This is a genomic window from Aeromonas aquatilis (assembly GCF_054052405.1).
In genome coordinates this window covers 1-300 of the sequence record NZ_JBSTYP010000204.1, presented here as the reverse complement: position 1 = coordinate 300, position 300 = coordinate 1, and the positions used below count along the sequence as shown (strand labels likewise).

Sequence of the window (300 nt, the reverse complement as noted above, 5' to 3'; positions counted from 1 at the left end):
CCAGTCCACTGAACCTGACCGGCTATGTGGAGCCGCTGACCGTGGTTCACCGGGTCGAGGATATGAGCCTGGCCACCGATGTGGAGATCTCGGGCCGCATCACCCTGGCCAGGCCACTCAGTCACAACTATGAGGCGGCGGATTCCCTGGTCTCCAGCGCCCTGATCATCGGTGACCTGTGGGCCCGCTATGGGGCGCTGTTCGACCAGCGCACCTGGACAAATAACTGGTCTGATTTTCTGATTGGCGACCCCTGCACAGCGGAATACAACGACACGGATTTCCCGATCGTGGTGACCA

At 60.7% G+C, this 300-nt stretch carries 1 protein-coding gene; it reads left to right on the top strand.

The window, feature by feature from the left end:
* Positions 1–300, top strand: a 300-nt coding sequence (locus ACW5W8_RS24035) for a hypothetical protein (protein WP_498630922.1), incomplete at both ends; no start/stop codon positions are given.